The following is a 23,203-nucleotide window of genomic DNA, read 5'->3' as shown; positions in this document are numbered from 1 at the left end:
GTGCCCCCGAGCCCCGGGACAGTGGTGCACAGGCCGCCTGAACTGCGAGGATGAAGGTATGGACAAGCAGCAGGAATTCGTCCTCCGGACGCTCGAGGAACGCGACATCCGTTTCGTGCGCCTGTGGTTCACCGACGTATTGGGCTTCCTCAAGTCCGTCGCGGTCGCGCCCGCGGAGCTGGAGCAGGCCTTCGACGAGGGCATCGGCTTCGACGGCTCCGCCATCGAGGGCTTCGCACGGGTCTACGAGTCCGACATGATCGCCAAGCCGGACCCGAGCACCTTCCAGATACTGCCGTGGCGCGCCGAGGCCCCCGGGACCGCCCGGATGTTCTGCGACATCCTGATGCCGGACGGCTCGCCGTCCTTCGCGGACCCGCGCTACGTCCTCAAGCGCATCCTGGCCAAGACCTCCGACCTGGGCTTCACCTTCTACACCCACCCGGAGATCGAGTTCTTCCTGCTGAAGGACAAGCCGCTGGACGGCTCCCGCCCGGTGCCCGCGGACAACTCGGGGTATTTCGACCACACCCCGCAGAACGTCGGCATGGACTTCCGCCGCCAGGCGATCACCATGCTCGAATCCATGGGCATCTCGGTGGAGTTCAGCCACCACGAGGGCGCCCCCGGCCAGCAGGAGATCGACCTCCGCTACGCCGACGCGCTCTCCACGGCCGACAACATCATGACCTTCCGCCTGGTCATGAAGCAGGTGGCCCTCGAGCAGGGCGTCCAGGCCACCTTCATGCCGAAGCCGTTCTCCGAGTACCCCGGCTCGGGCATGCACACCCACCTCTCCCTCTTCGAGGGCGACCGCAACGCCTTCTACGAGTCGGGCGCGGAGTACCAGCTCTCGAAGGTCGGCCGCTCCTTCATCGCGGGCCTGCTGCGCCACGCGGCGGAGACGGCGGCGGTCACCAACCAGTGGGTCAACTCCTACAAGCGCATCTGGGGCGGCTCCTCGCGCACCGCCGGCTCCGGCGGCGAGGCCCCCTCGTACATCTGCTGGGGCCACAACAACCGCTCGGCCCTGATCCGCGTCCCGATGTACAAGCCGGGCAAGACGGGCTCCTCGCGCGTCGAGGTCCGCTCGATCGACTCCGGCGCCAACCCGTACCTCACGTACGCCGTCCTCCTCGCGGCGGGCCTCAAGGGCATCGAGGAGGGCTACGAACTCCCGGCGGGCGCCGACGACGACGTCTGGGCCCTCTCCGACGCCGAACGCCGCGCGATGGGCATCGAACCCCTCCCGCAAAACCTCGGCGAGGCCATCTCCCTGATGGAACGCAGCGAACTGGTCGCCGAAACCCTCGGCGAACACGTCTTCGACTTCTTCCTGCGCAACAAGAAGCAGGAGTGGGAGGAATACCGCTCGGAGGTCACGGCCTTCGAACTCCGCAAGAACCTCCCGGTCCTGTAGCGGCTGGTCAGGGACCTGCGGGCCGAGTACGACATCCCGGGCTGGCGGTCACTGACCGCCAGCCCGGAGTCGTCTCATTCCCCCTAGGCCGTCTGTGAGCCGCGGAATCCGAGGTCTCGTACACCCCGTCCACGGCACTCACCGGGCTTCGGCTCCTCGAGCACCCCGGCCACGACGAGGGCGGGCTTCCACACACGGGTGTTGAAGTCGGTCCGCCGCACGGCCCCGACGCCGGCGTCGCCCAGGAAGTCTTCGCCTTGCTGGTCTCCAGCGCGCTGAACACCGCCCGCGAAACCTAGAAGGGGAGACCGACCAGGCCCCATCGCCGGGCGCCGGCCTCCGTGGCCACGTCGCCCCATTCGCGCAACAGCGCTGCGGCGGCGTCGAAGCTGGCGGGCCGGCCCGCCCAGTCGGCGGTCTCGGCTTCGAAGGGCCCGCGCAGTTCCTCCAGCCGGGGCGCGGCCACCTGCCAGGAGCGGACCAGCTCCGACACCTCGTCGGGGGCGCTGAGCAGGAGCACCCGAGGGCGCCACGGAGCGGGGTCGTCGGGGAAGCCGCGCGCGGCGGGCCGTTCCTCCTCCGCGGCGGCCGTGAGGTCGTCCGGGTCGTCCCAGAACAGGCCGCGCAGGAAGTGGTCCAGGGCGTCCCGCAGTTCGGGCGCCACCGAGGTCCGGACGTCCTCCCAGGCATTGCCCAATCGGGGGTGCCAGCCGTAGGAACCGGTGGTTCCGTGGAACCGGTACTCGGCGCACCAGGACACCTGCCGCTGCCACACCCAGCCGCCCGTCACGGGGTAGTCGGCGTCTTCGCACGCCTCGCAGCAGAAGTCGGGGCAGGCGGCGTCGCCCAGTACGGTCACCCTGTCGTCCGCCGGTATCCGCGCCAGGTGCTCCCAGTCGACCATGAGCACGGTGATGTCGAGTCCCATCGGGACAGGCTAGTACCACTGCCGTGTAGTTAGGGCCGGGGTCGCAGCGCGAGCCGAGCCGAGCCGACCGACAGGGGCGCATCGACGTCTACAAGGCTCTGAACTGCTGAAACTCGTGAGACGCACGGGGGCTCCGGAGCCGTCACCTTGTCGCCCTCTGCCTCGCCTTGGTGGCGGCGCGCGTTTACGTCTGCTGCCCGTTGCGCGGCCGGCGGCCGCATCACGGTCACCCGGGGACGGCGCGTGCCGGGGAGCGGGGGCTCGTCTACCCGGCCTATCGTGGGGGTGGTGAGGGGTGTGCGGGTGGTGGAGGCGGGGTGGGGTGGGCGGGGGGTGCCCGCGGTGGTCTGGTATGTGTCCTACGGGTCGAACATGCACATGGACCGGCTGGCGTTGTACATCGGCGGGGGGAGTCATCCGGGGGCCGGGCGGAGCTATCCCGGGTGTCGGGACCGGCGGGCGCCGGTGCGGTCCCTGGCCGTGGAGTTGCCCGGGCGGCTGTACTTCGCCACCGAGTCCGCGGTGTGGACGGGCGGCAGGGGGTTCTACGATCCCGCGGCGGCGGGGCGGATGCGGGCGCGTGCCCATCTGGTGACACCGCAGCAGTTCTGCGACATCGCGGCTCAGGAGATGTACCGGGAGCCCGGTGGCGATGTCGACCTCGGTACGGTCCTGCGGTCGGGGCGCGACGAGTTGGGGCCCGGCCGGTACGAGACCCTGGTGTGCTGCGGCGTGCTGGACGGCGTCCCCGCGCTGACCTTCACGGCGCCGTGGACCATGCGCGAGGTGGAGTGGGTCAAGCCCGCCGCCGCGTACGTGACGTACCTGGCGGCGGGCCTGCTGGAATCCGGGCCCTGGGACGAGCGGTCCGTCGCCGACTACCTCTCGAACTGCCCCGGCGCAGCAGGCCATTGGAGCTCCGATCAGATCCTGGAGCTCCTGACCGGCGGCTGACCCGGGGCAGAGGGAGGCCGGGAGGGCGGGAGTCGGCTGCCAGGGGAGGTAGGCCTCGCTCTGCCAGGCGACCGGCTTGCCCGGGGTGCAGGGGACCGAGACCGCGATGATGCCCTTCAGGAGCTCGGTGTCGGTGACCTGGGTGACTGGGCGTTGACGTCCACGCTGGTCGGCGAGGTGCAGGTGACCGTGCCGTGCAGGAGCGCCTTGCCGGTGCCCGCGATGGTCACGGTGGCCTTGACCGGGGTGGGCGTCGGCGTCGCGGTGGCGCTCAGGCTCAGCGAGCCCGTCAGGACGTTGCGGTCGTCGCGGTCCTGCTCGAAGCGGGCGTTGAAGGTCTTCACCTTGCCGTCCGCCCCGAACTCCACCCGCTCGGCCGTCCTGGTGGCGCTGACCCTGCCGCTGGCCGCTGGCCGCTGGCCGCCGGGCTCCTCGGCACGACCGCGGCGCTGGATCCTCCCGGGAAGTGTGAAATGCGAAGTGGGAAATGTGCAGCGTGTGGCAGGTCGGGCCGATGGTGATCACCGGGCCGGCCCGAGTCTGCCGAGACGCAGGGTCGAACACAACGCCTTTGCCACTTGAGGGAGTTATCGGGCCGAGTCGGGGACCGCGCGGTGCCAGACGGTACGGGCGGGATGGGACAGGGCGGTGACGACGTGGAGTTCGGCGTCCAGGCCCAGGACGGCCGTGGTGGTCTCGCCGCCCGCCTCCTGTACGCCGGCCGGGGCGCCGGCGAAGAGCATGCGGGACTCCGTCCACGCAGGCGGCCCGCCGAGGCCGGTCGTGCTGACGGTGCCGGAGTCCGCACGCCCGGACAGCAGCCGGCCCGCGACGCCGACCGCGCCGTAGCCGGCCCGGCCGCCGGCCTCCGTGACGCTGGAGACGGCCGGCTTCCCGGTCGCGGTGCCCGCCGTGACCAGGGCGGTACGCACGACCCCCGAGTCGGGCCGCCGGAAGTAGAGGCGGACCCCCGCACCCTCCGCCGCCGCCGTCAGCGGGACGGTGGTGGCGGGCAGCCCCGTCGGGAACGGGCCCTGGACGGCGCCGGCCGGATCCGCGGAGATCCAGGCCAGTACCGACTTGGTGGTGGTGACGTACACGTGGCGCCGCCCGGCGGCGTCGGTCGCCGTCACCGGATCGCTCTGCAGATCCTCCCCGCCGAGCCGCCCCCAGTCGTTGCCCCAGCCGCCGCCCGGCCGCTGCTCGCGGACCCGCAGCGTGCGGTGCGCGTCGCGGACGTACACGGCCAGGCGCCCGTCCGGGGTCACCGCCGCCGAGGGGGTGCTGACGGCCGAGGTGCCGTCCGCGTCGGCCGTCTCGGGGGTGCCCAGCGACTGCCACGGCTCGAACGGCCCGCCGGGCGCGGACTGGACGGCGTACACGATCTCGCGCCGGTAGTCCTGCGGCCGCTCCCCGAGGACGGTACGGGTGGCGAGGACGGCCACCCGCCCGTCGGGGAAACGGGCGGTGGTCGCGCCCGGGTCGATGCCGGTGCCGGGCAGCAGCGCCGGGCCGGTCCAGGTGGCGCCGGTGCCGGGGCCGCGGTGCCAGACGGCCATCCGGCCGTCCAGCGGGGAGAAGGCGTACAGGTTGCCCGGCGCGCCCGTGACCAGCCAGGACGCGTTGTCCCCGCGGGCGTAGCGCAGTGACTGGGCCCAGTTCCGGCCGGTCGGGCTGCCCGCCACCTTGCGGTCGCCGCAGCCCGAGGGGCTGCCGCAGTAGTTCTCGCGGTCGTTCCACGCGTACGTCTTCAGGTAGCCGATCTTCGCCTCGGCCGTCTGCGGGTCCAGCGCGTGCGGGAGGGTGCCGTTGTGGTACCCGAGGTAGTTCTGGACGGTGAACCGCGGCCGCTCCCCGGCCGGTACCTGCGCCGCGTACCGCGCCGTCGCGGCCTGCGCGAACCGCGCCCCGTACATGTGGTCCTGGTGGTCGGTGTACTTGCCGGTGTCGGCGTACCGCCCCGGGGCCGGGTCCTGTATCCGTATCGTCGTCGGCCGGTACGTCCCCAGGAGTCCGGCCACCGCCTGTATCACCTGGTCCTTGGTGTACGTGAACGGCTGCCTGACCGGGGTGCCGGTGGTCAGCTGGGGCCCCAGCGCCGGTATCCGGCCGTCCCACAGGCCGCGCAGGCTGTCGGGGTTGTCGCCGGTGGGGTTGCGGGCCTCGCGCAGCTCCAGCCAGACGAGGTTGACCTGCGGTTTGGCGATGAGCACGTCGAGCTCGGCCTGGCCGCCGCCGGCCGTGGACATGACGGTGCGCTTCCACATGCTGGTGCGGTCGCCGGTGGCCATCTGGGCGTAGGCGGAGCGGATGCCGTTCTGCCGGGCCTCCGCGTAGTGGGCGCGGTCGGCCGGCTGGGCCGGGTCCTTGGCCGCCGCGCCTTGGGCCTCGTTGCGGCCGTCGGCCTCGCCGGAGGTGAGGTAGACGGTGGTGACCGGGCTGCCCGCCACGAGGGAGCGGCTGAGGTCGGGGTTCATGAAGAACAGGTCGTCGTCGGGGTGGGCGACGATCTGGACGACGGATCCGGCCGTGGTGCTCACCGGCAGCGCGTCGGCCGGGTTCGTGTTCTGCGTCTGGGTGGCCTCGGCCGACGTCTGCTGGCCGGAGGCGACGGCGAGCACGCCGGTGGCGCCCACGGTGAGCATGGGCAGCACGGCCGCGAGGAGGAAGCGGCGGCGGGAAACGGGCATCGGTCACGCCTTGAGGTCGTTCCGGACAGGAAGAACCGCTGTGCAGTCAGTGAGAGGCGAAATCGGGGGAGTTGGTTCACCGATTTCACCGATTTCGCCGATGACTCGGGATTTTCCGGAAGCGACCGCGCGTGTGGCGTGCGGGAGTTGGTTACGGGCGAGCCGGTTACGGGCGTACCGGCTGCCGGCGTACCGGCTACGGGGCGTTGTTGCGCGGGCCCACCGGCAGCCAGGGCGCGAGATACGCGTCGGGCTCGTCCGACGACGAGGTCACGTACAGCCGCGCGTCGAGCCCCACCACCGCCAGGCTGACCGTGTTCCTGCCCGTCATCGTGGAGGAAGGGGCGCCGACGAACATCAGCGGCGAGCGCTGCCACGGCCGGCCCTCCCCCCCGACGTCCGAGCCCAGTTGGCCGCCCGCCGACCGGCCCGCGAGCACGTGCCCGCTCGCCGTCACCGAGCCGAAGCCCTGCAATCCGCCGAGGTCGGTGAGGTTGTTCACCTTCAGCCCGCCGTCGCCCGTCACCAGTGCGGTACGGACATTGCCCGAGCCCGGCTTGCGGAACCACAGCCGCACCCCGCCCTCGCGGCCCTCCGCGGTGAGGGGGAGCGTGGTGTCCGGCAGCCCGGTGGGCGTCGCCGGGCCCAGCGGGGCGCCCGGCTTCGGCTGCGCCCACCCCAGCACCGTCTTGGTGGTCGACACGAACACCATGCGCCGCCCGGCGCCGTCGGTCGCCGTCGCCGGGGTGCCCTGCAGGTCGGTGCCCCCGTACTTCTCCCACGGGCCCCAGCTGCCGTTCGCCGCCTGCACCCGGCCGCGCAGCGCGTACGAGCCGTCGCGCACGTACGCCGCCAGCTGGCCGGTGCCGTCCACGGACACGGCGGGCCCGCTGATGTCGGAGGTCCAGGTCTCGTCGGCGGTCTCCGGCGTGCCGAGGGACTGCCACTCCCCGAACTCCTCGGAGCCCGGGCCCTTCTGGACGGTGTAGACGACCTCGCGCTTGTAGTCCGCGGGCCTGGCGCCGAAGGAGGTGCGGGTGCCGAAGGCGGCGATCCGGCCGTCCTTCAGCGTGACGGTGGAGATGCCCTGGTCCATGCCGGTGCCGGGGAGCAGGCGCGGCCCGCTCCAGGCGCCGATCAGCCCGGCGCGGTGCCAGACGGCCACCTGGCCGTCGAGCACCTTGAAGGCCCACAGGCCGTGCCGGGCGTCGGAGGTCAGCCAGGAGGTGCTGGTGCCGCGGGCGTAGTTGATGGAATCCGTCCACCGGTTGCCCGCCGGGTGGTCGGCGACCTTGAGGTCACCGCAGCCGGCCTCGCTGCCGCAGTGGTTCTGCTTGTCGATCCAGGCGTAGGTGTCCAGGATGTCCAGCTTCTCCTTGGCCTCGTCCGGGTCCAGCGCGCTGGGGAGCGATCCGTTGAAGTAACCGACGTAGTTCTGCACCGCGAAGTGCGGGCGTTCCTTGACGTCCTTCGCGTACGCGGTCAGCGCCATCTGCACGAAGCGGGCGCCGTAGAAGTGGTCCTGGTGGTCGGTGTACCGCTTGGTGTCCGGGAACCGGCCCGGGGTCGGGTCCTGGGAGCGGACCGTCGTCGGCTTGTACTGCGCGAGGAAGCCGACGAGGGTCTGGACGACCTGGTCCTTCGTGTACGCGAACCTCTGCTTGACCGGGGAGCCGGAGGCGACCATCGACTCCAGGCGGGGGACCTTGCCGTCCCACAGGCCGTGGAGGCTGTCGGGGGCCTCGTCGTAGACGGTGCCGGCCTCGCGCATCTGCAGCCAGACGAGGTTGACCTCGGGCTTCGCGACGAGGACGTCGACCTCGGCGTGGCCGCCGCCCTTGGTGGGGACGACGGTGCGCTGCCAGGCGCTGCTGCGGTCGCCGGTGGCCATCTTGGCGTAGGCGGCGCGGATGCCGTTCTGGCGGGCCTCGGCGTAGGCGGGTTTGTTCGGCGGGGTGGACTTCTCCTTGGCGGCGCCGGCGTTGATGCCGTCGGCTTCGCCGGAGGTCAGGTAGACCGAGGTGACGGGGTGGCCGGCGGCTATGGAGTAGCGCAGGTCCGGGTTCATGAAGTAGAGGTCGTCATCGGGGTGCGCGACGATCTGGAGCACCCGGCCGGGGTCCGGCGCGTCGACGGGGGCCGCCGCGGCGGGCCTGCCGTGCGGGGTGGTGGGGGCGCCGAGGCTGTCGAGGGCCTCGTTGCCCCGGAGTACGAGCATGCTGCCGGCGGCGGTGGCCGCGCAGAAGGCGACGGCCTTGACGAGCCGGGCCCTCCTGCCGCGTGCCTTGCCCGACGGCACGGCTCCGCGGGCCCCTTCGGCGCCGGTACGCCCACCCGCGCGTCGGCCGCGCGACGCCTCCCGCTCCGCGGCCCGCCGGTCGGCGCGGCGGCCTCCGGGCGCGGCGGGGGCCGCGGGTGTGACGGCGGAGGGCCGGCCGGGGTGCGGGGTGTCGTGGCCCGACGGGCCGGGGTACTGCGCGGCCCGGCCGTGGGGGTCCGGGTAGGGGGAGTCGTGGCCGGACGGCCCGGGGTGCCGGGGGTCGTGGCCGACCGGGCCCGGGTGTTGGGCGGCGTGGCCGGACGGGTCCGGGTGCCGAGGGTCGTAGGCGACCGGGCCCGGGTGTTGGGCGGCGTGGCCGGACGGGCCCGGCTGCCAGGAGCCGTGGCCTGCCGGCCCGGGGGGCGGGGAGGCGTGGCCCGCCGCGTCGGGGTAGCGTCCGGGGTCGGCCTGGCCGGGCTGTCGGCCGTGGCTCGCTGCGGCGGGCCGCCAGGAGCCGTCGGGCGAGCCCGGCTGCCAGGAGCCCTGGCCCGCCGGGGCGGGGTGCATGCCGTGGCCGGCTGCGTCGGGGTGCCACGCCGGGCTCACGCCGCCGGGGTGCCACGCCTGCTCCGCCGGGTCGGGGTACTGGCTCTGGCCCGCCGGGCCGGGGTACATGCCGTGCCCCGGCGCCTCGGGGTGGCGTCCGGGGTCCGGGGCGTCGGGGTAACGCCCTTGGGCCGCCGGGTCGGGGTACTGGCCCTGGCCCGCCGGGCCGGGGTGCCCGCCGGGGTGCCACGCCTGCTCCGCCGGGTCGGGGTACCGGAGCCGGCCGGCCGCGTCGGGGTGCCAGGTCGGGTCCGCCGGGCCGGGGGCGTCGGGGCGCGGGGAGTCGGGGGCGGGCATGGGCTCCTCCGTGGCCGGGTGGCGGGCGGGGAGCTGGCCCCATTCCGTTATATGTATTTGGATAATCTGATAATCCGAGAATCCAGCTCATGGTACGGCCCCAAGATCCGAACACCCGCCCCAGGCCCTCGTGTCACGCCCGCCGCGCCGACCGCGGCCGCCCTGCCGCGCCCCCCGCCCCGGCGTGATCCGTACGAAAGGCCTTAGGCTCGCCACAGACACGCGCCAGGACAGCGCCAGCGCCACTGGCGGCGGCAGCAGCGGCAGCGACGTACGCGGGAGGCGGCGGGATGACGGTCCCGGGACGCAGGAGCAGCACCTTCAGCCGGCTGCTGCGCAGCGGCTTCACCGATCCCTCCAGCGCGGCCCGGCTGCTCGACGCCGACGCGCTGGCCGCCGTACGCACCGATCCGGTGCTCCTCGACGCCCTCGGGGCCACCGCCGATCCCGACCTCGCCCTCCTCGGGCTGGTCCGGCTCGCCGAGGCACAGGCCCCCGAGGAGCTGCCGCTGCTCCTCGACACGCTCGTCAGCGCCAAACCCCTGCGCGACCGGCTGCTCGGCGTACTCGGCGCGTCCGAGGCGCTCGGCGACCACCTCGCCCGCCACCCGCGCGACTGGCAGGCCCTGGTGACGTACGAGGCCACCGACCTGCACCCCGGCCTCGCCGAGTTCGAGCGCGGGCTGGCCGGCGCGCACGACCCGGTCCACCTGCGCGTCGCCTACCGGCGCTGCCTGCTCTCCATCGCCGCCCGGGACGTCTGCGGCACCATAGACCTCGCCCAGACCGCCGCCGAGCTCGCCGACCTCGCCACCGCCACCCTCCGCGCGGCCCTGCGCATCGCCTCCGCCGCCGCCCCCGCCGACGCGGCCCAGTGCCGCCTCGCCGTCATCGCGATGGGCAAGTGCGGCGGCAACGAGCTGAACTACGTGTCCGACGTCGACGTGATCTTCGTCGGGGACGCCGCCCCCGGCCACGACGAGGGCAAGGCGATCCAGGCCGCCACCCGCCTCGCTTCCCACCTCATGCGGATCTGCTCCGAGACCACCGTCGAGGGCACCATCTGGCCCGTCGACGCCAACCTCCGCCCCGAGGGCCGAAACGGTCCGCTCGTGCGGACCCTCGCCTCCCACCTCGCCTACTACCAGCGCTGGGCCAAGACCTGGGAGTTCCAGGCCCTCCTCAAGGCCCGCGCCGTCGCCGGCGACGCGGCACTCGGCGCCGAGTACGTCGCAGCCATAACCCCCCTCGTCTGGCAGGCCGCCGAACGCGAGAACTTCGTCGCCGACGTCCAGAAGATGCGCCGCCGCGTCGTCGACAACATCCCCGCCGCCCAGGTCGACCGCGAACTCAAACTGGGCCCCGGCGGCCTGCGCGACGTCGAGTTCGCCGTCCAGCTGCTCCAGCTCGTGCACGGCCGCAGCGACGCCACCCTGCACTCCGGCACCACCCTCGACGCCCTGCACGCCCTCGCCGCCGGCGGCTACGTCGGGCGCGCCGACGCCGCCCAACTGCACGACGCGTACCGCTTCCTGCGCGCCATGGAGCACCGCATCCAGCTCTACCGGCTGCGCCGCACCCACCTCGTCCCCGAGGACGAGCACGACCTGCGCCGCCTGGGCCGTTCGCTGGGCCTGCGCACCGAACCCGTCAGCGAGCTCAACAAGGCCTGGCGCCGGCACGCCTCCGTCGTCCGCCGCCTGCACGAGAAGCTCTTCTACCGCCCGCTCCTCGACGCCGTCGCCCAGCTCACCCCCGGCGAGACCCGGCTCTCCCCGCGCGCCGCCGGCCAGCGCCTCGAAGCCCTCGGGTACGCCGACCCGGCCGCGGCCCTGCGCCACCTGGAGGCCCTCGCCTCCGGCGTCACCCGCAAGGCCGCCATCCAGCGCACCCTGCTGCCCGTCCTGCTCGGCTGGTTCGCCGACTCAGCCGACCCCGACGCCGGCCTGCTCGGCTTCCGCAAGGTCTCCGACGCCCTCGGCAAGACCCCCTGGTACCTGCGGCTGCTGCGCGACGAGGGCGCCGCCGCCGAGAACCTGGCCCGCGTCCTGTCCGCCGGACGCCTCGCCCCCGACCTGCTGATGCGCGCCCCCGAGGCCGTCGCCCTGCTCGGCGACCCCGGAGGCCTGGCGCCCCGTACGCACGACGCCCTGGAGCAGGAGGTGCTCGCCGCCGTCGGCCGCGCCCCCCACCCCGAAGCCGGCGTCGCCGCCGCCCGCGGGGTCCGCCGCCGCGAGCTCTTCCGCACCGCCGCGGCCGACATCATCGGCTCCTACGGTACGGAGGACAGCCCGGCCGAGGAGGACCACGGAGCCCTCGTCGACCGGGTCGGCAGCGCCGTCTCCGACCTCACCGCCGTCACCATCGCCGGAGCGCTGCGGGCCGCCGTACAGGGCCACTGGGGCGACACCCTGCCCACCCGCTTCGCCGTCATCGGCGTCGGCCGCTTCGGCGGGCACGAACTGGGCTACGGCTCCGACGCGGACGTGCTGTTCGTCCACGAACCCCGCGAGGGCGTCGACGAACAGGAGGCCGCCAAGGCCGCCCAGGCCGTCATCGCCGAGATGCGCAGGCTGCTCCAAGTACCCACCGCCGACCCGCCGTTGCTCATCGACGCCGATCTGCGGCCCGAGGGCCGCTCCGGACCCCTGGTGCGCACCCTGGCCTCGTACGCCGCGTACTACCGGCGCTGGTCCATGACCTGGGAGTCCCAGGCCCTGCTGCGCGCCGAACCGGTCGCGGGCGACATCGAGCTCGGTGCCCGCTTCATCGAGCTCATCGACCCGCTGCGCTACCCGGTGGAGGGCCTGGGCGAGGACGCCGTACGGGACATCCGCCGGCTCAAGGCCCGCATGGAGGCGGAGCGGCTGCCGCGCGGCGCCGACCCGACCCTGCACACCAAACTGGGCCGGGGCGGCCTCAGCGACGTCGAGTGGACCGTCCAGCTGATCCAGATGCGGCACGCCTGGGCCGAACCCGGCCTGCGCACCACCCGCACCCGCCCGGCCCTGGCCGCGGCGCAGGCGGCCGGGCTGATCCCGACCGAGGAGGCGCAGATCCTGGACGAGGCCTGGGTGCTCGCCACCCGGGTCCGCAACGCGGTCATGCTGGTCCGCGGCCGTGCCGGCGACACCTTCCCCTCGGAAGCCCGCGAACTGGCGGCGGTCGGCCGCTACCTCGGCTACGCCCCGGGCCGCGTCGGCGAAGTCCTGGACGACTACCGCCGCATCACCCGCCGCGCCCGCGCGGTGGTGGACGAACTCTTCTACGGGGCCTGAGCGGGCTCGGCCCCCCCGGCCCCGGCCCCGGCCCCGGCCCTGGCCCCGGCCCTGGCCCCGGCCCTGGCCCTGGCCCCGGCCCTGGCCCCGGCCCCGGCGGCGGGTCAGCGCGTCGCGCCGAAGTCCTGCGTCCAGTAGTGGTTCGGCTGCGCCAGGCCGATGCCGATCTCCTTGAAGGAGCAGTTCAGGATGTTCTCCCGGTGGCCGGGGCTGTTCATCCAGCCTTCCATGACCTTCTCGGGAGTGCTGTACCCGTAGGCGACGTTCTCGCCGTAGGTGCTCCACGTGTATCCGGCGCGGGTGATGCGGCCGCCCGGGTCGGAGCCGTCGGAGCCCGTGTGGGACATGTTGCCGTGGGCGGCCATGTCCTCGCTGTGGTCCTGCGCGGCCTTCGTGAGCTTGGCATTGAGGGTGAGGGCCGAGCACCCGGCGGCGGCGCGCTGCTGGTTGACGAGGGAGAGCACCGCGGCGGCGTCGGCGGAGGCGGCCGGGGCCGAGGGCTTCGGGGGCGCGGGCGCCTGCGGCTTCTCGCTGACGACCGGCGGCTTGGCCGGCTGCGGGGGCGGCGAGGTCTGTACGACCGGCTGCGCGGACGCCGCGGGGCTGCTGGGGGAGGCGGCCGGGGGACTGCTCGGGGGCTGGACGTCCACGGGCGTCACGGGCGTCACGGGTGCCTGGGAGCTCGCGGTGGCCGAGGGTGCGCCCTGCCACGGGCGGTTCTCATGCCGGCTCGCGGCCCGGGTGCTGCCCGTGTCCTGCGTGTCCCAGCAGGCCATGGCGGCGGTGGGAACAGCCGCGATTCCCAGCGCGCCGACGGCGATGGCTATCTTCTTGAAGGGCTTCTTCTTCCGATGCTTCTGCATGCGTGACCTCATTCGATGATCGCGAAGCTTCCGGCGCCCCGCACCGCAAGGCGCCGGAGGAGCCGCCATTCTTAAAAGCCCGCCGACGGCCTGGCAAGTCTCCGCCGCCCGCCCACCCGGGGGATTCGACGCGCGGCTTGAAACGGGCCCGTGATCGTGCATGGTCACGATTCGATCACTCCTGCAACCGCCTGATGGGAGTTCAGGAAGGGCCGTGACCAGGCCGATCGGGGGCTACTGCACCGGTACCGCGGATTCCGTTCCCGCTGGAGAGGGGAATGTCGATTCCAAAACAGACAAATATCGAAATGTCGACGAGGTGACGCCCCGTGAGGGACGTGCCGCACCGACGTGCATGCCGTGACGCATGTCACGCGCTGCCCGCCCGACCGGCGGCGTTCCGCGGTACGTCAGCGGCGCGTGGTGCGTGACCGGGCCGGCCTCGGCTCCGGCGCCGGGGGGCCGTCCGGTTCCGCGCCGACCCGCAGGGTTTGCGCGTGTTTCAGGAACGCCGTCAGGCCCAGGTCGAAGGCGGCCTCCGCGCGGGCCGCGCCGACCGTTGCCAGGGCTGCGGCCAGCAGGGGGGTCTGCGGGGACGGCTCCCACATCGCCTCGGGGGCGGCCAGGTCGAGGGCCGAGCCCAGGACCAGGTTCTCCAGCCCGGTCAGCAGCGGCATCACCTGCTCCGTGCGGAAGCCGGCGCCCAGCAGCAGCGCGACGGCGCGCTCGTACTGCGCGAGCACCGCCGGGGCCCGGACCGGGGTGGTCATCAGCAGCGGGATGGCCCGCGGGTAGGCGGCGAAGGCGGCCCGGTAGGAGCGCGCCCAGGTCTCCAGCGCCCGGTCCCACGGCTCCAGGGCCAGCGTGCCGCCGTCGATGCCGGCGCAGACCCGCTCGCGGATCAGCTCCACCACCCCCGCCCGGCCGTCCACGTGGTGATACACCGAGCCCGTCTGCACCCCGAGCGCGCGGGCGACCTGCGGGACGCTGAACTCGCCCTGCTCCGCGACCAGTCGCAGTGCGGTCGCGGCGATCCGCTCCCGGTCGAGCAGGGGGGTGCGCGGCCGCGCCATCGGTTTCTCCCGCCGTCAGGTCTTCCCGTACGCCAGAGCGGAGGCTACATTGCCGCGACCCGAAAGCCTTTAGGTTTCTGCCGCAGCAGAAGGGCCCGCCGCCTTGCCCGAAAGCACCCCGAGCACGCCGAGCGCCCCACGTACCCCGCGCCCCCCGAGTGCCCCCACGCTGCACAGCGCAGCGCTCGGCACCGCCGACATCACCTTCGTCGTCGTCTCCGCCGCCGCCCCCGCCGGCTACCTCCTCGCCGGCCTCGCCCTCGCCCAGCGGCTCAAGACCCGCCGCCCCGAGGTGTACGCCCGCTTCGCCGAAGAGCCCCCCACCGAAACCCCGGCCCCCACCGCAACCGCACCCGCCCCCGAAGGAGCAGAGCCGTGCCCGCTGCCGACACCGTTCTCACCGGCGCCCGCGTCCGCACCCTCGACCCGGCCCGCCCCGAAGCCCGCGCGGTAGCCGTCACCGACGGCCTGATCACGGCCGTCGGCGACGAGAGCGACGTACGCGACTGGCGCGGCCCGGGCACCGAGGTGCTCGACCTCGGCGGCGCCACCCTCACCCCCGGCCTCACCGACGCCCACAGCCACCCCGTCTGGGGGATCGAGATGGCCACCGGCACGGACCTCTCCGCCGTCCGGGACCTCGACCAGCTCCGCGCCGCCCTGCGCACGGCCGAGCGGGGCCCCGGCGGCTGGGTGGCCGGCTTCGGCCTCGACCACAACGCCTTCGGCGGCCGGGCCGTCGACCGGGCCCTGATCGAGGAGGCCCTCGCCGGGGCCCCCGCCTTCCTGCGCCTCTACGACGGCCACTCCGCCCTCGCGAGCGGCGCGGCCCTGCACGCCGCCCGGATCACCGGCCCCCGCGCCTTCGCCCAGCGCTCCGAGATCGTCTGCGACCCCGAGGGGCGCCCCACCGGGCACCTCGTCGAGCACGCCGCGATGGCCCTGGTGGGCGCCCTGGTCCCCAAGCCCACCTCCGTCGAGCGCCGCGCCCGCCTCGTCGGGCTGCTCGGCGACATGGCCGCCACCGGGCTCACCGGCGCCCACGTCATGGACCTCGGCGACGGGGACGTACCGGCCCTGCTCGCCACCGTCGAGTACGAGGGGGACCTGCCGCTGCGGCTGCGCCTGGCCCCGTGGTGCATGCCCGGGGCGGACGCCGACGAGCTCGCGGAGCTGATCGGGCTCCAGCGCCTGGCCGGCCGCCACTGGCAGGTCCGTGGCGTGAAGTTCTTCATGGACGGCACCGTGGAGGGCGGCACCGCCTGGCTGGAGCACGCCGACTGCCACGGCCAGGGCACGGACGCCTTCTGGCCCGACCCCGCGGCCTACTCCGAGGCCGTACGGGTCCTGGACGCGGCCGGGGTGCCCACCGCGACCCACGCCATCGGTGACGCGGCGGTCCGGCACGTCCTCGACACCGTCGCCGCGCTGGGCGGCCGGGCCGGGACCCGGGCCCGGCACCGCATCGAGCACATCGAGACCGTCCCCGACGACCAGCTGAAGCGGTTCGCCGCGCTCGGGGTGGCCGCGTCGATGCAGCCGCCGCACGCCGCCTACACCCGGGCGGACCGCACCGACGCATGGTCGAAGCGGCTGGGGGAGGAGCGGGCGGCCCGCGCCTGGCGCTGCCGGGACCTGCGCGACGCCGGGGCGGTGCTCGCGCTCGGCTCGGACTGGCCCATCGCCCACCACGACGCCCGCCAGGTGCTGGCCACCGCCCGCAGTCCCCTCGGCGCGGCCGCGGCCGGGCGGGCCCTGACCGGGCTGATGGCCCTGGAGGGCATGACCTCGCGCGCCGCGCTCGCGGCCGGTGAGGAAGGGGTGGCGGGCCGGATCGCGCCCGGCTGCCGCGCGGACCTGACGGCCTTCGCCCTGGATCCGGTCACCGCCGCGCCGGACGAGCTGGCCGAGGCTCCGGTCCGGCTCACCGTCTCGGGCGGCCGCATCACGCACCGCGCGGGGGAGTCGGCGTAAAGGAAGGACGGAAGGACGGAAGGTGGAAGGAACGAAAGGAGCTCAGCGCTGGAAGCGGTTCAGCAGGGCCGCGGCCACCGGGTGCCGGCCCTCGTGCTCGGGCTCGCGCGGCAGCCGGTGGGGGAGCGATCCGTACCAGGCGCGCGAGACGGCGTAGCCGAAGGCCAGGCAGAGCATGCCGCCCACGGCGTCGAGCCAGAAGTGGTTGGCGGTGGACACGATCACCAGCAGGGTCGCCGCCGGGTAGAGCAGTCCGAGGATCCGTGCCCAGGGAGCGGAGGCGACCGCGAAGATCGTCAGCCCGCACCAGAGCGACCACCCTATGTGCATCGAGGGCATGGCCGCGTACTGGTTCGACATGTGCTTGAGGTTCCCGGAGGCCATGGAGCCCCACGTGTGGTGGACCAGCACGGTGTCGACGAAGTCCTGCCCGTTCATCAGCCGGGGCGGTGCGAGCGGATAGAAGTAGTAGCCGAGCAGCGCCACGCCCGTGGTGGCGAAGAGGACCATCCGGGTCGCCGCGTACCGACCCGGATGGAAACGGTAGATCCACACCAGCACGCCGATGGTCACGATGAAATGGAGCGTGGCGTAGTAGTAGTTCATGCCCACGATCAGCCACGTCACCGAATTGACGGCGTGGTTGACCTTCTCCTCGACGGCGATGCCGAGGGTGCGCTCGACCTTCCACAGCCAGTCGGCATTGGCGAGCGCCGCCGCCTTCTGCTCGGGCACGGCGTTGCGGATCAGCGAGTACGTCCAGTAGCTGACCGCGATCAGCAGTACCTCGAACCAGATCCGCGGCCGGCGGGGGGAGCGCAACCGGGACAGCAGGGACCCGCCCTGGGCATCGGCTGCCCCCGGGCGGGCCTCACTGTCGGCCACGGGGGGTGACGAGACGTCCGTCCGGGTTTCCAGTGTCTTCACGCTCGCTTCACCCATGGGAAAAGAGTCTGCCAGATGCCTTCTCGCCTCCGATCATCCCTCGGGACGGTCTTCGGCGCAGCCTCTCCCCCTCGCGGACTACTGGAGCCCCCACCCCCGTACGGGCCGGTGGGGCCGGAGGGGCCTTCAGGGGCGGGAGGGGCCCTGGCGCTGCCGCGGTCCGGAGGCCGTGGAGCCGCGCACCACCAGCTCCGGCAGGAAGACGAACTCGCTGTGCGGGGCCGGCGTACCGCCGATCTCCTCCAGCAGGGTGCGTACCGCCGCCTGGCCCATGGCCTGCACGGGCTGGCGGATGGTGGTCAGCGGCGGATCGGTGAACGCTATCAGCGGGGAGTCGTCGAAGCCGACGACCGAGACGTCCTGCGGAACCCGCAGGCCCTGCTGCCGGGCCGCCCGGATCGCGCCGAGCGCCATCATGTCGCTCGCGCACACCACCGCCGTACAGCCGCGCGCGATCAGCGCGGACGCGGCGGCCTGGCCGCCCTCCAGGGTGTAGAGGGAGTGCTGGATCAGCTCCTCGATCTCGGCCTCGCCGAGTCCGAGCCGCTCCTTCATGCCGAGCCGGAAGCCCTCGATCTTGCGCACGACGGGCACGAACCGCTTGGGCCCGACCGCGAGACCGATCCGGGTGTGTCCGAGCGCGGTCAGGTGGGTCACCGCGAGCTGCATCGCGGCCCGGTCGTCGGGGGAGACGAAGGGGGCCTGCACCTTGTCCGAGAAGCCGTTGATGAGTACGTACGGGACGCCCTGGCCCCGGAGTTGGTCGTAGCGGCCCATGTCGGCCGTGGTGTCGGCGTGCAGCCCGGAGACGAAGATGATCCCCGAGACCCCGCGGTCGACCAGCATCTCGGTCAGCTCGTCCTCGGTGGACCCGCCCGGGGTCTGCGTGGCCAGCACCGGCGTGTACCCCTGCCGGGTCAGCGCCTGGCCGATGACCTGGGCGAGCGCCGGGAAGATGGGGTTGTCCAGCTCGGGGGTTATCAGGCCGACGAGCCCCGCGCTGCGCTGGCGCAGCCGTACGGGCCGTTCGTAGCCGAGGACGTCGAGCGCGGCCAGCACGGACTCACGGGTGCCCGCGGCCACACCGGGCTTGCCGTTGAGCACGCGGCTGACTGTGGCTTCGCTGACCCCCGCCTGGGCTGCGATGTCGGCAAGCCGTGCGGTCACGGGATTGGACTGTACCGGTCGCACGCTACAAAGCCCACCAGGTGCACGAATCGGGGGGAAGCACGACCGTGCGGCCGTCCGTCTCGACCGGCGCGCTGGAGAGTACGGGGCGTCCCGGCGCGGGCAGTTCGACGGCGGTGCAGCGGGTGTTGAGGGTGCAGCCGAAGCCGGGCCGGGTGAAGAGGAGCACGCCCGGCGGGGCGGCCAGCCAGCGCATCCCCCAGGGGTGCGGGGGCTCGCCGCCGGCATCGCCCCGCTCGTCGGCGGCCCGGGCCGCCTCAGTCTCCGCCTCCACCCCCGCCTCCGGAGCGCCCAGGCCCGGCAGCGCCCGCCGCAGCTCCAGCGCGGCGCGGTACAGCTCCAGGGTGGAGTGCGGGTCGCCGGTCTGCGCGGCCACGCTGAGGGCGCCCCAGCCGGCGGGCTGCGGCAGCCAGCTCCCGGCCGGCCCGAAGCCGTACGGGGGCTCCGTGCCGGACCAGGGCAGCGGCACCCGGCACCCGTCGCGCAGCCCGTCCTGGCCCGCGGTGCGGCGGAAGGCCGGGTCCTGGCGCACCCCGTCGGGGAGGTCCGCCACCTCCGGGAGGCCGAGTTCCTCGCCCTGGTAGACGTACGCCGATCCGGGCAGGGCCAGCATCAGCAGCGCGGCCGCCCGCGCCCGGGCCAGGCCCTGCGCGCCGCCCCCGTAGCGCGTGACATGGCGTACGACGTCGTGGTTGGACAGCACCCAGGTGGTCGGGGCGCCGACGGAGGCCGTGGCGGCCAGGGACTCGTCGATGACGGTCCGCATCGTGGCGGGGTCCCACGGGCAGTTCAGGAACCGGAAGTTGAAGGCCTGGTGCATCTCGTCGGCCCGTACGTACAGGGCGAGCCGCTCCGAGGTCGGGGCCCAGGCCTCGGCGACCCCGATGCGGGCGCCCTCGTAGGAGTCCAGCAGCCGGCGCCAGGAGCGGTGGATCTCATGGACCCGGTCCTGGTCGAAGAAGGGGAGCGGTTCGGTGCCGATCAGGGTGGCCTGCGCGCCGCGGCCGATGTCCGGCAGCCCGGGGGCCTTGACCATGCCGTGGGCCACGTCGACACGGAAGCCGTCGACCCCGAGGTCGAGCCAGAAGCGCAGGACGGAGGAGAACTCGGCGGCGACCTCGGGGTGGTCCCAGTTCAGGTCGGGCTGCTGGGGTGCGAAGAGGTGCAGGTACCAGTCGCCGTCGGGGGTCCGGGTCCAGGCGGGCCCGCCGAAGACGGACTCCCAGTCGTTCGGCGGAGCGGCCCCGTCCGCGCCGCGGCCCGGGCGGAAGAGGTAGCGCTCCCGGGCCCCCGGCTCCCCGGCGAGGGCGGCGCGGAACCACGCGTGCCGCTCGGAGGTGTGGTTCGCCACCACGTCCACGATGACCCGCAGGCCCAGCGCGTGGGCCGCCCGTACGAGCTCGTCGGCGTCGGAGAGGTCCCCGAAGAGGGGGTCCACGGCCCGGTAGTCCTCGACGTCGTAGCCGCCGTCCGCCTGCGGGGACACGTAGAAGGGGGTCAGCCACACCGCGTCGACCCCGAGCCGGGCCAGGTGCGGGAGGCGCTCGCGCACCCCGCGCAGGTCCCCGACGCCGTCGCCGTCGCTGTCCGCGAAGGACCGCACGTACACCTGATAGATGACGGCATCGCGCCACCAGCGGCCACTTGCGGTGGCGTTGCTGGAAGCGCTTGCAAGCCGGGATGCCATCAGCTCGTGGGTCATATCGGGGTCAACGCGAGTACACCCCCCCTGGTTGCGGGCCCGGACAGTCGAAGACTCTTCGAACTAACAGCAAGCTGCGGCAACCGTCCGGACACACGGATGTAACGATCAGCTTCTCTTGCAGAAAATTGCCGCAAGCTCTTTCGGACGGCTTTCAGGCTTGTTACGTTCCTGGCAACTCGGGACCGCGAGGGCGCGTCCGGGATCATCGAAGGAGTTCATATGCGGCGTGGCATAGCGGCCACCGCGCTGGTCGCGGCCCTGGCACTCGCGGCGACGGCTTGCGGCGGTGACGGCAAGGACGCGGGCGAGGACACCAAGGCCGGCGGAGAGCTCTCCGGCACGGTCACGTGGTGGGACACCTCGAACGACACGGAAAAGGCGTCCTTCCAGAAGATCGCCGAGGCGTTCACCGCCAAGCACCCGAAGGTGACCGTCAAGTACGTCAACGTCCCGTACGGCGACGCGCAGAACAAGGTCAAGAACGCCTTCAGCAGCGGCTCCGAGGCCCCCGACGTGATCCGCGCCGACGTCGGCTGGGTCGCCGACTTCGCCTCGCTGGGCTACCTGGACGAGGTCCCGGCCGAGACCGCCAAGAAGGTCGACTCCGAGTTCCTCGCGCAGGCCGCGGCCAGCGGCAAGTTCGACGGCAAGACCTACGCCGTCCCGCAGGTCATCGACACCCTCGGCCTCTTCTACAACAAGAAGATGCTCGTCGACGCCGGTGTGCAGCCCCCCAAGACCCTGGAGGAGCTGAAGACCGTCGCCGCCGCGATCAAGGCCAAGTCCGGCAAGGCCGGTCTCTACCTGCGCGGCGACGACTCCTACTGGTTCCTCCCGCTGATCTACGGCGAGGGCGGCGACCTGGTCGACGCCAAGACCAAGACGGTCACCGTCGACAACGCGGCCGGCGTCAAGGCCTTCAAGACCGCCCGCGACCTGGTCACCTCGGGTGCGGCGATCACCAACGCCACCGACGGCTGGACCAACATGCAGACGGCCTTCAAGTCCGGAGAGGCCGCCATGATGATCAACGGCCCCTGGGCGGTCGCCGACAGCTACGCGGGCGACCAGTTCAAGGACAAGTCCAACCTCGGCGTCGCCGCCGTCCCGGCCGGCTCGGTCAAGGCGGGCGCCCCGCAGGGCGGCCACGACCTCGCGGTCTACGCCGGCTCCAAGAACCGCACCGCCGCGCACGCCTTCGTGGAGTACATGACCTCCCAGGAGGTCCAGGTGCAGTCCGCCAAGGAACTGAGCCTGCTCCCCACCCGCACGGCCGCCTACGACCAGCCGGACGTCAAGGCCAGCGAGATGGTGGCGTTCTTCAAGCCGGCCGTGGACAAGGCCGTCGAGCGCGCCTGGATCCCGGAGAACGGCTCCCTCTTCGAGCCGCTGAAGCTGGAGTACACCAAGGCGATCACCGGGGCGTCGAGCCCGGAGGAAGCCGCCAAGGCGGCCGGCACCGAGTTCCGCAAGATCCTCAAGGGCTGGAATTGACGTGCTCCCCGGCCGCGTGGCGGCCGGGGACTACCGCAGCGGTCGGGTGACCGTCGTGGCGGCCTCCTGTTTCATCGCGCTGTGCCGGGATCGCTCCCGGTCCTACCGACGCTCCGCAGGCGTTTAGCCTGTCCGCCCGTGCGGCGGCCAGGGTGTTGGTGGCGGCATTCTCGTCACGATCGTGGACAGTCTCGCACTCGGGGCAGGTCCACTTACGAATATGAAGGGGTTTGGGGCCGTCGTTATGTCCGCATGTCGAGCACAGTTGGGAAGTCGGCACGAAGCGGCCGATCTTTCCGAAGTGTCTGCCGTGCTTGGCGGCCTTGTACTCCAGCATGTTGACGAAAGAGGCCCATCCGGCGTCGTGCACGGACTTGGCCAGTCTGGTGCGTGCAAGGGCGGACACCGCAAGGTCCTCCACGTACACCGCTTGGTTGTCGCGGATGAGGCGTGTGGATTCCTTGTGGTGCCAGTCCCGGCGCCGGTCGCAGACTTGGGTGTGCTGTTTGGCGAGTCTGATGCGGGCTTTCGCCTGGTTCTTCGAGCCCTTTGCCTTCCGCGACAGGTCTCGCTGCGAGTGCTTGAGTTTTCTCTCCGCCCGGCGCAGGAACTTCGGAGAGGAAATCTTGGTGCCATCGGAGAGCACGGCGAAGGTGGTCAGCCCGAGGTCGATGCCGACTTCGGCGTCCGTCTCGGGCAGTACCTCGGGTTCGGTCTCCACGACGAAGCTGGCGAAGTACCGACCCGCGGAATCCTTGACCACGGTCAGCGACGTGGGTGCGGCGGGCAATGGACGGGACCACTTCACCTTCAGGTCTCCGACCTTTGCCACGTACACACAGCCGCTGCCGGTCAGGGAAAAGGCACTTCTGGTCAGACGGATCGACTGTCGGGAGTCCTTCTTCGACTTGTACCGGGGCGGGGCAGTTCTTCGTCTCCTCGACTTTCCTCTGGCGGAGTCGAAGAAATTCTTGAACGCGGCGTCCAGATCCCGGAGAGACTGTTGAAGCGCCACCGACGAAACATCGGCGAGCCAAGAACGTTCCCGGGTGCGCTTGGCTCGAGTGATGTGCAACTTGGACAGCTCAGCCGACTTGACGTACGGCAGACCCGCTTCGTGGGCCACCGTGCGTGCACGAAGGCAGTCGTTCCACACCACCCGGGCACATCCGAAGGCCTGCGCCAACGCAAGGCGTTGCGGTGCGCTCGGATATACCCGGAAGTTGTAGCGAAGCTTCACAGGCACGACTTTATGTCCGAAGCCCGGCATATTGTTCGTGAGCGCCAAAACGGACTGGAATTGCCCGCCTCGGCCATATTTACGATGAGACAGGGACATGGTGTGTTCATTTCGGAGCCGGCGCATAGGCAGGTCGACTGACATGGCTGCTCACACCAGCCAGTCGGTGGCGAAGGCCGCGGGCGACGACAACGCCCCCGGCCCCACGCGGAGGACTGACACCAGGAACCGCGGTGGCGTGTGGCGGGGCATATACAACCACAAGGTACCCAGGGCGAAGATCAAACC

General features: G+C 72.6%; 16 protein-coding genes. 6 read left to right on the top strand and 10 right to left on the bottom strand.

The genetic code is table 11. The annotated features are described in order from the left end of the window. Positions 1–58 precede the first annotated feature (58 nt). Entirely contained in the window at positions 59–1,420 is a 1,362-nt protein-coding gene (locus ACFWBF_RS29285; protein WP_030238655.1) for a glutamine synthetase family protein, read from the top strand. A gap of 295 nt (positions 1,421–1,715) precedes the next feature. On the opposite strand, the gene ACFWBF_RS29280 is transcribed toward ACFWBF_RS29285, so the two are convergent. Further along, positions 1,716–2,348 carry a hypothetical protein gene (locus ACFWBF_RS29280; protein WP_385607171.1) on the bottom strand — a complete coding sequence of 211 codons (633 nt, stop codon included), beginning with the start codon at positions 2,346–2,348 and terminating at the stop codon, positions 1,716–1,718. A 342-nt stretch (positions 2,349–2,690) separates the two neighbouring features. Between ACFWBF_RS29280 and ACFWBF_RS29275 the strand changes: the two genes are divergently transcribed. Beyond that, entirely contained in the window at positions 2,691–3,302 is a 612-nt protein-coding gene (locus ACFWBF_RS29275; RefSeq protein ID WP_385607170.1) for a histone deacetylase, read from the top strand. 116 nt (positions 3,303–3,418) lie between these two features. On the opposite strand, the gene ACFWBF_RS29270 is transcribed toward ACFWBF_RS29275, so the two are convergent. From ACFWBF_RS29270 to ACFWBF_RS29260, 3 genes are all read right to left on the bottom strand, one after another. After that, positions 3,419–3,670, bottom strand: coding sequence for a hypothetical protein (locus ACFWBF_RS29270; RefSeq protein ID WP_385607168.1), 252 nt, complete (start codon positions 3,668–3,670; stop codon positions 3,419–3,421). Between the two features lie 219 nt (positions 3,671–3,889). Then, positions 3,890–5,992, bottom strand: a complete 2,103-nt coding sequence (locus tag ACFWBF_RS29265) for a PIG-L family deacetylase (RefSeq protein WP_385607166.1) — start codon at positions 5,990–5,992, stop codon at positions 3,890–3,892. Positions 5,993–6,188: 196 nt separating this feature from the next. Next, positions 6,189–9,155 carry a PIG-L family deacetylase gene (locus ACFWBF_RS29260; RefSeq protein ID WP_385607165.1) on the bottom strand — a complete coding sequence of 989 codons (2,967 nt, stop codon included), beginning with the start codon at positions 9,153–9,155 and terminating at the stop codon, positions 6,189–6,191. Positions 9,156–9,445: 290 nt separating this feature from the next. Between ACFWBF_RS29260 and ACFWBF_RS29255 the strand changes: the two genes are divergently transcribed. Continuing rightward, a complete protein-coding gene (locus ACFWBF_RS29255; protein ID WP_385607163.1) occupies positions 9,446–12,433 on the top strand; it encodes a bifunctional [glutamine synthetase] adenylyltransferase/[glutamine synthetase]-adenylyl-L-tyrosine phosphorylase in 2,988 nt (995 codons plus the stop codon). A gap of 104 nt (positions 12,434–12,537) precedes the next feature. Here ACFWBF_RS29255 and ACFWBF_RS29250 read toward each other — a convergent pair whose 3' ends face one another. Beyond that, on the bottom strand, positions 12,538–13,296 hold the full coding sequence (locus ACFWBF_RS29250; RefSeq protein ID WP_385607161.1) for a CAP domain-containing protein: 759 nt from the start codon (positions 13,294–13,296) through the stop codon (positions 12,538–12,540). Positions 13,297–13,706: 410 nt separating this feature from the next. After that, positions 13,707–14,369, bottom strand: a complete 663-nt coding sequence (locus ACFWBF_RS29245) for a TetR/AcrR family transcriptional regulator (RefSeq protein ID WP_385607159.1) — start codon at positions 14,367–14,369, stop codon at positions 13,707–13,709. Between the two features lie 103 nt (positions 14,370–14,472). Here ACFWBF_RS29245 and ACFWBF_RS29240 point away from each other — a divergent pair, with 103 nt between their 5' ends. Further along, positions 14,473–14,823, top strand: coding sequence for a hypothetical protein (locus tag ACFWBF_RS29240; protein ID WP_385607157.1), 351 nt, complete (start codon positions 14,473–14,475; stop codon positions 14,821–14,823). Continuing rightward, the gene (locus ACFWBF_RS29235; protein WP_385607155.1) at positions 14,745–16,343 is read left to right on the top strand and encodes an amidohydrolase; all 1,599 of its coding nucleotides are present in this window, start codon (positions 14,745–14,747) and stop codon (positions 16,341–16,343) included. The genes ACFWBF_RS29240 and ACFWBF_RS29235 overlap by 79 nt, the downstream gene beginning before the upstream one ends. 42 nt (positions 16,344–16,385) lie before the next feature. Here ACFWBF_RS29235 and ACFWBF_RS29230 read toward each other — a convergent pair whose 3' ends face one another. From ACFWBF_RS29230 to ACFWBF_RS29220, 3 genes are all read right to left on the bottom strand, one after another. Beyond that, positions 16,386–17,285, bottom strand: a complete 900-nt coding sequence (locus ACFWBF_RS29230; protein ID WP_385607153.1) for a phosphatase PAP2 family protein — start codon at positions 17,283–17,285, stop codon at positions 16,386–16,388. 129 nt (positions 17,286–17,414) lie between these two features. Further along, a complete protein-coding gene (locus tag ACFWBF_RS29225; protein WP_385607151.1) occupies positions 17,415–18,455 on the bottom strand; it encodes a LacI family DNA-binding transcriptional regulator in 1,041 nt (346 codons plus the stop codon). Between the two features lie 25 nt (positions 18,456–18,480). Next, on the bottom strand, positions 18,481–20,178 hold the full coding sequence (locus ACFWBF_RS29220; RefSeq protein WP_385607149.1) for a glycoside hydrolase family 13 protein: 1,698 nt from the start codon (positions 20,176–20,178) through the stop codon (positions 18,481–18,483). A gap of 222 nt (positions 20,179–20,400) precedes the next feature. Here ACFWBF_RS29220 and ACFWBF_RS29215 point away from each other — a divergent pair, with 222 nt between their 5' ends. Further along, positions 20,401–21,675, top strand: a complete 1,275-nt coding sequence (locus ACFWBF_RS29215; RefSeq protein WP_385607147.1) for an extracellular solute-binding protein — start codon at positions 20,401–20,403, stop codon at positions 21,673–21,675. On the opposite strand, the gene ACFWBF_RS29210 is transcribed toward ACFWBF_RS29215, so the two are convergent. Continuing rightward, complete coding sequence (locus ACFWBF_RS29210; RefSeq protein ID WP_385607145.1) at positions 21,659–22,915, bottom strand: RNA-guided endonuclease InsQ/TnpB family protein; 1,257 nt, start codon at positions 22,913–22,915, stop codon at positions 21,659–21,661. The two genes, ACFWBF_RS29215 and ACFWBF_RS29210, sit on opposite strands and share 17 nt — an antisense overlap. Between the last annotated feature and the right edge of the window lie 288 nt (positions 22,916–23,203).

Origin of the sequence: Streptomyces sp. NPDC060028, from assembly GCF_042736725.1 — a bacterium.
Lineage (GTDB): Bacteria > Actinomycetota > Actinomycetes > Streptomycetales > Streptomycetaceae > Streptomyces.
Note: the sequence above shows the minus strand (reverse complement) of the source record. Positions and strands in the feature narration are given on the sequence as shown.

Coding starts and splice junctions, on each gene's coding strand:
- ACFWBF_RS29265 (WP_385607166.1), bottom strand. CDS start 5,992: ATGCCCGTTTCCCGCCGCCGCTTCCTCCTCGCGGCCGTGCTGCCCATG.
- ACFWBF_RS29245 (WP_385607159.1), bottom strand. CDS start 14,369: ATGGCGCGGCCGCGCACCCCCCTGCTCGACCGGGAGCGGATCGCCGCG.
- ACFWBF_RS29215 (WP_385607147.1), top strand. CDS start 20,401: ATGCGGCGTGGCATAGCGGCCACCGCGCTGGTCGCGGCCCTGGCACTC.
- ACFWBF_RS29250 (WP_385607161.1), bottom strand. CDS start 13,296: ATGCAGAAGCATCGGAAGAAGAAGCCCTTCAAGAAGATAGCCATCGCC.
- ACFWBF_RS29280 (WP_385607171.1), bottom strand. CDS start 2,348: ATGGGACTCGACATCACCGTGCTCATGGTCGACTGGGAGCACCTGGCG.
- ACFWBF_RS29255 (WP_385607163.1), top strand. CDS start 9,446: ATGACGGTCCCGGGACGCAGGAGCAGCACCTTCAGCCGGCTGCTGCGC.
- ACFWBF_RS29285 (WP_030238655.1), top strand. CDS start 59: ATGGACAAGCAGCAGGAATTCGTCCTCCGGACGCTCGAGGAACGCGAC.
- ACFWBF_RS29230 (WP_385607153.1), bottom strand. CDS start 17,285: ATGGGTGAAGCGAGCGTGAAGACACTGGAAACCCGGACGGACGTCTCG.
- ACFWBF_RS29260 (WP_385607165.1), bottom strand. CDS start 9,155: ATGCCCGCCCCCGACTCCCCGCGCCCCGACGCCCCCGGCCCGGCGGAC.
- ACFWBF_RS29220 (WP_385607149.1), bottom strand. CDS start 20,178: ATGACCCACGAGCTGATGGCATCCCGGCTTGCAAGCGCTTCCAGCAAC.